At 63.2% G+C, this 11,260-nt stretch carries 7 protein-coding genes; 3 read left to right on the top strand and 4 right to left on the bottom strand.

Annotation, left to right across the window (positions count from 1 at the left end):
• Positions 1–19: 19 nt before the first annotated feature.
• The 4 genes from ASE01_RS18120 to ASE01_RS18105 form a co-directional block, all read right to left on the bottom strand.
• A complete protein-coding gene (locus ASE01_RS18120; protein WP_056755581.1) occupies positions 20–1,258 on the bottom strand; it encodes an acetyl-CoA hydrolase/transferase family protein in 1,239 nt (412 codons plus the stop codon).
• A gap of 6 nt (positions 1,259–1,264) precedes the next feature.
• A complete protein-coding gene (locus tag ASE01_RS18115) occupies positions 1,265–2,170 on the bottom strand; it encodes an SDR family NAD(P)-dependent oxidoreductase (protein WP_056755578.1) in 906 nt (301 codons plus the stop codon).
• A 191-nt stretch (positions 2,171–2,361) separates the two neighbouring features.
• Positions 2,362–2,787, bottom strand: a complete 426-nt coding sequence (locus ASE01_RS18110; RefSeq protein ID WP_056755575.1) for a GlcG/HbpS family heme-binding protein — start codon at positions 2,785–2,787, stop codon at positions 2,362–2,364.
• Positions 2,784–4,952: a malate synthase G gene (locus tag ASE01_RS18105; protein ID WP_056755759.1), complete on the bottom strand. Its 2,169-nt coding sequence runs from the start codon at positions 4,950–4,952 to the stop codon at positions 2,784–2,786. Before ASE01_RS18105 ends, ASE01_RS18110 begins: the two co-directional genes overlap by 4 nt.
• Positions 4,953–5,032: 80 nt before the next feature.
• Here ASE01_RS18105 and ASE01_RS18100 point away from each other — a divergent pair, with 80 nt between their 5' ends.
• From ASE01_RS18100 to ASE01_RS25295, 3 genes are all read left to right on the top strand, one after another.
• On the top strand, positions 5,033–5,800 hold the full coding sequence (locus tag ASE01_RS18100) for an IclR family transcriptional regulator (protein ID WP_056755573.1): 768 nt from the start codon (positions 5,033–5,035) through the stop codon (positions 5,798–5,800).
• A 1,535-nt stretch (positions 5,801–7,335) separates the two neighbouring features.
• On the top strand, positions 7,336–7,830 hold the full coding sequence (locus tag ASE01_RS18095; protein ID WP_056755572.1) for a DoxX family protein: 495 nt from the start codon (positions 7,336–7,338) through the stop codon (positions 7,828–7,830).
• A gap of 1,024 nt (positions 7,831–8,854) precedes the next feature.
• Complete coding sequence (locus ASE01_RS25295; protein WP_082606201.1) at positions 8,855–11,215, top strand: ATP-binding protein; 2,361 nt, start codon at positions 8,855–8,857, stop codon at positions 11,213–11,215.
• Positions 11,216–11,260: the final 45 nt, after the last annotated feature.

Here is an 11,260-nt window from a genome sequence, read left to right as displayed (position 1 = left end):
GAACATTCCTCCGTCTTCATCACATGGACCTCGCCAGGTACTCCAGCTCCGACCGAAACTGCGGGGCCGCAATTGCGATCAAGCGTCTTGCTCGGTCAGCGACTGAGGCTGCACGAAGATCTGCGACGCCGTGCTCCGTAACGACGAAGTCGACGTCAGATCGCGGCGCCGTCACCACCGGTCCTCCCAGTCGCGGCACAACCCGGCTACGGGTGCCGTCACTGCTCGCGGCGCGCATCGCGATAATCGAGCGACCTCCTTCGGCTTCGACGGCACCCCGCCCGAAGTCAGGTAGGCCACCGATCGCGCCGATGTAGCGGTCGCCGGCGTACTCGGAGTTCACTTGGCCGTAGAGGTCTACCTCCAGCGCGAAATTGATAGCGGTGAAGCCTGCGATCTGCGCCAGAGTCCTGATGCCGTTGGTGTACTCAACCCGCCGGACGGAAAGTTCTGCGTTGTGGTCGGCCCAGACATAGGTCTCCCGGGAACCCATGACCACCGGCGTGACCACCAGACCCTGGTCGATCGGCTTCCGCGAGTTGGTCACGACTCCGCGGCGCACGAGGCCGACCAGACTGTCGGTCAGCAGTCCTGTGTGAATGCCGAGGTCACGATGGTTCGTCAGTGATTCACAGATGGCGGTCCCCAGTCCGCCGACGCCAACCTGAATGGTCGCTCCGTCATGGACGAGGCCGGCCACGTGGGTTGCCACCTCTCGGTCACGAGCCGACGGCAGAGCGTCAGGAAACTCGACGAGCTCTTGTGAGTAGACGACCGAGGCAGCAAACCGCTCCGGCCTGATCCTCGTATCGCCTTTGGTCACCGGCATCTGGTCGTTGATCTGGGCGATGACGATCGCGCCCGTCTCGATCGCCGCAGGAAGGTAGTCAGCGTTGACTCCCAAGGAGCAGGTGCCATCCGGTTGAGCGGGCGAAGCCTGGACCAACACCGCATCGACGGGCATCCGTCCAGTCCTCCACAGCACCGGAATCTGAGAAACCGGGACCGGAAGCAGGTCGAGAACGCCGTCCTTGAACAACTCGCTGTTCGTGCCCAGGGCCCCCGTTGAAAGGAAGCGCAGGTGATCGGCGTGCCGCGATGTCAGCGTATGACTGAGTGACATCCCTCGATATACGGTCGCGCCGGTAATGCGGTCCCGCGAACGCGCAACCTCGGCGGTCAGGAAAGTCGGCTCACCGGCGCACTGGCCGACGACAAGGGTGTCGCCCGCGTGAAGACCGGCAAGTGTCGTTGACATCGGGCCTCAGTCCAGCGTGTCGTAGTTGAAGATCTCAGTCGAAGGAACCAACGGAGTCAAACTCGGTCGAAGTGCTGCCAGTCCGCCGCTAATCAGATCGTTGGTGGTCCATCCGCCGCTGCGGACAGCGCGGGCGACGGGCCTGATCTGGGAGTACGCGATGATCTCGCTCCCCCGGACTCCAAAGATCTGCCCCGAGATGTCTGAGGACGTCGGGTCCACCAATGCTGCAACGAATGCAGCAATTCGCTCGGGCTTCATCGACGACAGCTTCGCCAATCGCGGGTCGTCGTCCGGCAAAGTCCCCGCCATACGGGTCAATGCAAACGGCACGACTGTGTTGGCCGTGACCCCGTGTCGCTCCAGTTCCAGGGCGAGAACCTTCGTGAAACCCACGACGCCGGCTTTCGCGGCCGCGTAGTTTGCTGATCCGATATTGCCGATGATCCCCGCACTCGAAGACATGGTGATCACCGATCCAGACTCCGCCTTCTTAAGATGCGGTAGGGCTGCTCTGGTGACGAGGAACGTCCCGCGGAGGTTGGTGTCGACGACGACGTCCCAGTCGTCGTCGGAGATGTTGGCAATCGTGTGGTCCCGGATCACCCCTGCGCAGTGGACAACCACATTGAGCGAACCGAAGGACTCGACAGCCAGAGCGACCATGCGGTTTGCGCCGTCGGGGTCGCTGACCGATGACCGATCGATGACCGCTTGGCCACCTGCCGACACGATCGCCTCGACTGTGCTTGCCGCGCCGTCATCAGCGCTCGGGCCTCCCTGAAACGTCGTGCCCAAGTCGTTGACGACAACCGCGAAGCCCTGCGATGCCAGCTCGATCGCAGTGGCTTGTCCCAGCCCGTTGCCGGCGCCGGTCACCAGGGCAACTCCGCGCTGCGCGCGAAGGCTCATCGCACTGCACCTCGGCGCATCGCCCTGCGCTGCGACTTCTCACAAGCTCCTGCCGTTGCCTGATGATCAGACAAGAACGAAATCAGGGCGGAACGGGCAGTGGGGGGACGCATGTCACTGATTATCGTCACGGCAAGGGCAACCGGTCAAGCGCTCGATAGAATTTTCTGTCGATGCGCTTCGGCTGCGGCTCAGCCCGTGATAGCCACCAGACCGACAGCAAGAACCGCTGCAACCGCTGCGGTCTCGTCGTTATCGGAACTGTCACCGGTGACGCCCACGGCGCCGATCAGGTGCTGTCCGTCTCGGATGAGCACTCCCCCGGGCACGGGGACAAGCGCGCCCCCGATGGCCGACGTCGCTGCGGCGATGAAGTAGGGCTGTTGCTCTGCCCGGGCCATAAGCGCCCGGGACCCGACCCCGAGCGCCAAGGCGCCGTGGGCCTTGCCGTGGGCGATCGCGAACCGCCCAATCGACGACCCGTCTTCACGTTCGCCGGCCACCACATGTCCACCGGCATCGAGCACGACCACGGTCACCGGATTGAGACCTTGATCGGCCCCAGCCTCACGGACAGCGGCAATGATCGCACGGGCGGTCTGGAGTGAAAGTGTCATGGTCGTCCTGTCGTCTTGTGGGTGATCCGGCGGCGGTGCAGGATCGGTTCGGTGTATCCGCTCGGCTGAGCCTTGCCCAGAAGCACGAGATCGCGTGCTGCACCGAAAGCGTCTCCGTCGAAGCCCGGAGCCATCGGCAAATATCCCGTGGCATCGGCATTCTGAGCATCGACAACGACCGCCATCCGACGGAGCGACTCCTCGACCTCGGCCTCGGTGACAACGCCGTGCAACAGCCAATTGGCGACGTGCTGCGAGGAAATCCGGCAGGTCGCGCGATCCTCCATCAACGGGGTGCCGTGAATGTCGGGCACCTTTGAGCAACCGATGCCCGCATTGACCCAGCGTACGACGTAACCGAGCGTTCCCTGGATGTTGTTGTCGAGCTCGACCTGCCGGTCCGCAGCGGGCCAGTCAGCCGGATCTCCCACGGGGACGGCGAGGAGGTCCTTAAGTGTTGAGCGCACCTGGCCGATCAGGTCGCGCTGGCGGTGCAGCACGTCGACCTGGTGGTAGTGAATGGCGTGGAGCGTTGCGGCCGTAGGTGAAGGCACCCAGGCACACGTCGCCCCTGCCTGCGGATGGCTAACCTTTTGCTCAAGCATTTCTGCCATGTTGTCCGGCGCGGCCCACATGCCCTTGCCGATCTGCGCACGACCCTGCATTCCACACGCGAGGCCGACGTCGACATTGGCGGCTTCGTAGGCGGCGATCCAGACCTCGCTCTTCATGTCGGCCTTGCGTACGACGGGGCCAGCAAGCATCGAGGTGTGGATCTCATCGCCGGTGCGATCCAAGAAGCCTGTGTTGATGAAGGCGACACGATCACGGGCGGCGTGAATGCTGGCCTTCAGGTTGACGGAGGTCCGTCGCTCCTCATCCATGATGCCGACCTTGATCGTCAGCCGTTCCATGCCGAGCGCTTCTTCGACGCGGGCGAACAGTTCACACGCAAAGGCGACCTCCTCAGGGCCGTGCATCTTGGGCTTCACGACGTACATCGACCCTGCCCGGGAGTTGCCGCCGGCGTGCGGGCCCCGCAGGTCGTGCAGACTGCCGAGTCCGGTGACCAACGCATCGAGGATCCCCTCGGGAACTGGATTGCCGTCGGCGTCGAGGACGGCGTCAGTGGTCATCAGGTGACCGACCTGGCGAATGAACAACAGCGAGCGGCCGTGGAGGGTGATCGCGTTTCCCAAAGGACCCGTGCAGAAGCGGTCGGAGTTCATCGATCGGGTGGAGGTGACACCACCCTTCGAGACCTGTTCGGTCAACGAGCCCTGCATCAGTCGCAGCCAGTTGCGATAGCCGAGCACCTTGTCGGCACCGTCGACAGCGACGACAGAGTCCTCAAGATCCATGATCGTGCTGACAGCTGACTCAAGGACAAGATCCTTGACTCCCGCAGCATCTGTGGCGCCGATAAAGTGCGTGCGGTCAATCTGGATTTCAACGTGCAGACCGTGGTTCACCAGAACGACGGCCTCTGGTTCGCCAGCGGAACCACGGTGCCCGACGAACTGCGTGCGGTCAGCCAAGATCGCAGCAGCGTCGCCCAGCATCACGACCAGATCGCCACCGACGACGGCGTAGGCATGGGCGTCAGCGTGCGAACCCTGGGCGAGAGGGAAGTGCTGGTCGAGGAAGCGGCGCCCACGACGCACGACTTCGTCGCCACGCACAGCGTTGTACGAACTTCCCTTTGCCTTACCTGCTCCCTCATCAATCACGTCCGTTCCGTAGAGGGCGTCGTAGAGCGAGCCCCAGCGGGCATTTGCTGCGTTGGTCGCGAAACGGGCATTGAGCAGCGGCACGACAAGCTGAGGGCCGGGCTGGCTCGCGACTTCACTGTCGACCCCCTTCGTTGAGATCGCGAAGTCCTCGACGGTGTCGACGATGTAGCCGATCTTTCGCAGGAAGGCTTCGTACGCCCCTGACTCAGGTACACCCGGACTCTCCCGGTGAAAGGCATCGATCTGACCCTGCAGCTCGTCTCGTCTCTCGAGGAGTTCACGATTGCGCGGGGTCAGATCAGTGAAGATCCGATCTGCTTCGAGCCAGAAGGTGTCGGGGTCGATCCCGGTGCCAGGCAGTGCCTCCTCCGACACAAACCGCTCGAGTTCCGCGGCGATGTCCAGACGTCCGACACGAACACGTTCATTCATGAGCACTCCCACCTCTTGCAATTATTTCCGAATTGTGGAAATCTATATCTGCTGAATGAAATTACGGAGGGAAGAGCCGGTTGTCAACCGATGCGGGGAGGGCCAGGTCCATCGGGGGCGTCCAATCGATCCATCGCGCACTCGACCTGCTGGAGATCGTGGCCGCCGCAGGTGGCCATCTGTCCATCGTCGAGATCGGCGCGGCATCGGCGATACCGTTGCCGACGATTCACCGATTGCTGCAGACCCTTGTTGATCGCGGTTACGTACGTCGTCTTCCCAACCGGGAGTACGCGCTAGGCTTTCGTCTGGTCCCGCTCGGGACAGCTGCGACGGCACTGGTCGGTCCTGATACTCAAGACGTGCTCGCCGACCTCGTCGCCGAACTCGGCGAAACTGCGAATCTTGCGATTGTCGCTGGTGACCATGCCCAGTACGTCGCCCAGGTCCCGTCACCTCACACGATGCGGACGTTTACCGAGATCGGGCGATCGGTCGAGATGCACTGCACCGGTGTCGGCAAGGTCCTGCTCGCGCAGCTCAGCGAGGCACAGGTTCGGCGGGTCGCAGCGCGGGTCGGCTTGCCTGCCTACACAGAACACACCTTGACGAACGAGGATTCTCTTGTCGAGGCACTCGCAGACATTCGCGAACGGGGCTGGGCTGAGGACTCCGAGGAGCAGGAGATGGGTGTTCGCTGCATCGCTGTTCCAGTGGCCGCACCAGGGCAATCATGGATGGCCGTGTCGGTTTCCGGCCCCGTTATCCGCATGACAGACGACCTCGTCGGCCGCGCAGTTCCCCTCTTGCAATCGGCTGCCGTCCGCCTCGGCGCCCAGACAACGTGAGCTGACGCGCCAGTCCCCAGCAGGCCACGTGGGCCAGCACCATGCGGGAGTGAAACCGGCCCAAAGGGTCGTAGACGACCGCGATGTCACCGGCGCCGAGCGCACGGCGAACCTCCGTCGCGGAGCACTGCGATTGCCGCGCCGTACAAGGTCAACGTCGGGCGCCCTGGTGAATCGGGCTCCGCAGGATCGTGACGAACCCCGACGACCTCGAACCGCGAGGGGCCGCCCTCTACGGCTGCTACCTCGCAGCGTGGCCTTCGCCTCCGCCGGGTCACGGCTGGACCACAAGATCTGTCGCATGCTCGGCGGCATCTTCGGCCTCCCCCACGCCCAGACACACGCCGTCGAGCTCCCGCCCGTTTTAGCACTCTCAACACCCCGGCGATTCCCGAGATCGCAAGCCGCCTCGCCGTTCTGCTAGGAGGCTCGACCGGCAGCAGGGAGGTACCTGTGGCTCTGGCGGCCGCCCTGACGGGCTACGGCTGAGCGATGGTCTCTCAGGCAGGCATGCCAGCGCCGACGCCGGTCCCTGTCAACGAGGTCAATATTCCGCGGGAGTCCCGCTCACCCACACCCGAAAAGCGAGAACCGGCGGATCAGAGACGACCTTGCTGGCACCTGCTGCTCTGGTGGAGTTGAGAGCTTGTTCGGGCAGGACATCCCGGACACATCTCGCAAGACCTGCCGACGGCCTCAGGCGATGTCGAAAAGCACGGCTTACCGACCAGTCTTGGAGCGCCGTCGATACGGCTGGTCATCATCGCGGTCAAGATCCAGGGACGCACCTTCACCGAGATCATCAACCCGCGGCAACGAGCGATTCCAGCGAACGATGAAGGACTACCTCGACGCTCAACCCGAACATCCACCACGATCGGCGAACTGCAGGGTCTGCTGCACCATGGATTCGGTGGGGCGTCCTACGTAGGTACATGGATAGGTATTCACGCGGTTTCGGTCGACAACCCCTTCAGCGACGATTCATTGAGTCCACAGCAGTTCTGGCACCGACCACGGTGCGAAGTTGGACTGTCAACGCAGCTCATGCGAACGCGCGACGAACGGATCCGGATGTCATCGATCAGACTCGACGCGCCCCCCAACGAGTTCGACAAAGCAGAGTCGAACCCTCGGCCTCGCGTCGGGATCGGAGTCCGTGTGATCGTGGGCGTCACGCCCGTGGCCGAAGGCAGGACGCAACTCACCGTCAGCCTTCCAGACCGCAGCCTGGAAACACTCGACCTAGACAACGCCCCGAACCCGTCGGCGGCCGAGAGCGAGATCCCGAGCGGGTCGTGGCCGCTAGCTGTCCGAATTGATGTCGACCACGCGGAGGTCGCAGGTGGTTGCTTGTGCACCTGCCTCATCAAGACCGAACGTGGCCCCCAGCGGATCCAACTCTCCGTCGCGGCCGGTCTTGCGCTTGTCGCCGCCGGCCGCCACGGAATCATCTGCGCTTTGCCCACAGCCCGCTCGTCTCGCGTCGCTCCGGATTCGAGCAAACTCACATCGACCAACCCGCAGGTGGGGACGTGGAGATAGATCTCGGAGCCGCGATCATCCGGCTGGCCATTGGACCAATGATCGTGCTCCACGGACTAATCAAGGTCTTCGGGCATGGCGGAATCAACGGGACCGTTCGATGGTTCGACAGCATTGGCTTTCGCCATGCAGCCCTGCACGCGCGGCTCGCTGCGGCCACCGAGGTGGTCGCGGGCCTACTGATCACTACTGGCTTCATCACGACCGGGGCAAGCGCTGCCTTCGTGGGACTGATGACCGTTGCCATCGTGACCGACCATCGGGGCAAGGGCTACTTCGTCTTCAAGGGTGGCTTCGAGTACGCGTTGCTCACGGCAATGCTTGCAGTCGCCATGGCGTCCATCGGGCCCGGCGCCTGGTCCGTCGATGCGACGCTGGGTCTCGATCTAAACGGTCCCTTGTGGGCGCTCGGTGCGGCCACTCTTGGAGTTGCTGCAGCTCTTGGCCTCCTCGCAACGTCGTACCGCCCCTCGAGGAACGAATGACCATGCCGCGATCCGACAGCGCCACACGATCTGCCCCACGCCACCGAAGGACGGCTTTGGCGCGTGAGCCCGCGTCACCATTGGTTGGGCCTGGACACGGCTGGGGTGACCCCGCATCGCCCCGAATCTCCGCGCTCGGCGCGCCGACGCTCGCGCACGCCAAGAAGTCTGTCGGGCGGCACCGCACCGACAGACGATCAGATCCGTTGGCTGCGAAACGAGCAAAGAGGACGAACACGTGATCATTGTCAACGTCAACACCAACGCCGATCCCGCTTCGTTGGAGGTACGCCATGCCGCTGCCGGCGAATGGGTTGTCGACCGAACCGCCATCGCAAAGTATGGAGATGGGCTCTTAGCTGTCCATGAAGGGCGTGTGGTTGGCGCCTATGTCATTCTCTCGCACTCATGTCGGGGACAGCGAACTACCTTCAAGATCCAAGAGTCATCTCGACTAGGCTTCTTGATTGGCCGACCGCTATTCATCAACCCTTCCGTTAACTCGGTGGACCACGCACAGTTCCTCGACACGGACTTCCTGTGCAATGACGCTTATCGCCACACCAATGTGGCGTACGAACGAGGGCGTCGACGCACGTCCCCGCGGGTCACCGCAACCCTTGCGAGGCGACACCCGCACGGTCCCGATCGCCCAAGAGCCTTTGGCGATCGGTCACCCAAGCCCGCGTAGGCCGACGCCATTGCCGCAGCGGTACTCAAGTCTGCGTCGCCCTCGGTGCGGTTTGCTGAAGTCGGGTCCTCGGCCAGACTCAACGCCGCAGGCAAGCAGCTTGCCTCTGCGGTCCTGGATCTACCTGCTACATACGCACGGCCGTCTCGAGCATGGGCCACCCGACCACGTGAAGAATGCGCCTGCGACTTTTTCGCCTTCAGGCGAACTTCGCGGCGCCCTCATCCCAGCCAAGATCGTGGCAGCTGTCGTCGCTTCTCTGTCAGGGACAAGCCTCCGAGGGCCAGGGCCCTCACACCGTGCAAAGTTGCGGGGAGCTAGCATGGCTACGAGATGACCGAATCGTTCGCCAATCGGCGAAACAGCAATCTGCCTGTCGACGTCACCACTTTCGTCGGACGCCGACAAGAACTTGCCGCCGTACGAGTCCAACTCCAGCGCGCCCACCTCGTCACGTTCACCGGCATGGGCGGAGTCGGCAAGACTCGTTTGGCCCTGCGTGCAGCTTCCGCCGTTCAACGCGCATTCCCCGACGGTGTCTGGCTGGTCGAGTTTGCGGGCCTCGACGACCCTAACCTTGTTGGCGAATCGGTGGTCGCTGCGTTGGGGGTCGTAGAGCAAGCGGCAGACTGGTCCGTCGCCGCAATTTCGGATCTGATTGCCGAGCGACGGATGCTGCTGGTTTTGGACAACTGCGAACACGTTCTCGACGCGTGCGCGGTGCTGGCCGATACCTTGCTCAAGACGTGTCCCAACATAAAAATCCTGGCGACAAGCCGCCAGCCGCTACGCATCCCGGGCGAGCACTGCGTCGAAGTTGAGCCGCTCGCGCCGCCCGGGCCCGATGCAGAAGCCTCACTCGAGACACTGGCCCGCAACGAAGCGGTTGCCCTATTCGTCGAGCGAGCTTCTGCAGTGCACCCCGACTTTCGCCTAGACCAAGGCAACGCCCAGACCGTCGCCAGCATCTGTCGACGAGTGGATGGTATTGCGCTCGCGATCGAGCTTGCAGCAGGCCGTCTTCGCGCCCTGTCAGTGGAGCAACTGCACGCACGACTGGACTCCCGGTACGACGTGCTCGCGGGCGGCAGCCGGACCGCTCTGCCACGCCAAAAGACGATGCGCGCGCTGATCGACTGGAGTTTCTCGCTGTGCACGCCAGCAGAACAGAGAGTGTGGGCTCGCCTCTCCGTATTCGTCGACGGGTTCAGCCTCCTCGCCGCCGAGCAGGTTTGCGCTGACACGGACGACCCGACGGAAACGGTATTCGAGCACCTTGAGGGCTTGGTTGACAAGTCGGTCGTAACGGCCGATCGAACTACGGGAGACACCCGATACAGGCTCGCGGAAACACTACGCGAGTACGGCGCCGACCGACTCGACGAGTTCAACGAGAGGGTAACCACGCGGCTGCGGGCACGGGATTGGTGTGGCCACCTGGTCGACAGAATGTTGACGGACTGGTTCAGTCCGAAACAACCGGAGTTGCTTCAGACCCTGCGGCTCGAACACGGCAACATCCGCGTCGCACTGGATTTCTGCCTGACCACGCCAGGCGAAGCCACACATGGACTGATCATCGCCTCTCGCCTGCGGCACTATTGGATGGCCAGCGCGCGATCCACCGAAGGCCGCCACTGGCTCGATCGACTCCTCGCTCATGATCCCCAACCGAGCCCCGAACGTCTCATGGCGCTGTGCACATGCGCACATCTGACGAATGGCCAGACCGGGAAACTTGGGGCCGTCGACCGCATGCTCAACGAGGCTGCGTCCCTTGCCCAGGACCTAGAAGATCCCCGGGGCTCCGCTTATGTGGCTCAGATGCGCGGCCTGGCCATGCTGTTCCGAAGGGACTTCGACCAGGCGGTCAAGGAGCTCCGTTGGGCCTCGGACGCGCACAAGCACCTCAACGACCAAGCCTCAGCAGCCTATGACCTTGCGGTGCTGGCCTCGGCCAAGAGCGCCAATGACGAGTCTGACGTGCAGGAGGTGCTCCATGAATGCCTTAGTCTATGCGCCGCTGCAGGCGAGGCTTGGATTCGTTCCTTCGCCCTGTTCACCTCGGGCGTCGAACGATGCAAGGCTGGCGACTTCTCCGGCTCAGTTGATGCACAGCGAGAGAGCCTCATGCTGCGCAAGGGACTCGACGTCCGAAACCTGATGGCGCTCAATATCGATGCGCTGGCTTGGGTGGCAGTTGAACGAAATGATGCCGAGCGCGCGGCGAGGCTCTTCGGTGCGACCGAAGCCATCATGTGCGACGCGGGCGGCACGCTCGTGACGCAAGGCCTGTCGGCACCCATGCATGAGACGTACCAAAGCCGAGCGCAGGCAGCACTGGGCCATCAGGGCTTCCAATCCGCGTTCGAAGCCGGCCTTCAGATGCGCATCGAAGATGCGATCGACTATGCCCTCGATGAGCGAGCTCTGCCCGCCGAACGAACGGATAAATTGGCTGGACCCGCAGGCACATCAGTTCTGACCGCGCGCGAGTTTCAAGTTTCGCACCTGATCGCGCGCGGTCACACTAATAAACAGATCGCAGCCGCTCTCGTGATCTCCCAGCGCACCGCAGAAGCCCATGTGCAGAATATCCTCAGCAAACTCAACTTCACGGCGCGCACCCAGATCGCGAGTTGGATCACCGAGAACGATTCGGACACGGGCTCGACCAGGCCAAGGCCGAGATAGGGGTCGCCCGCCTTCGACGTGATCGACTTCGAAGGCGGGGACCGC

The sequence above is a fragment of the Nocardioides sp. Root190 genome, from assembly GCF_001428565.1.
Taxonomy (GTDB): domain Bacteria; phylum Actinomycetota; class Actinomycetes; order Propionibacteriales; family Nocardioidaceae; genus Nocardioides.
This window is presented reverse-complemented; position numbering and strand designations above follow the sequence as displayed.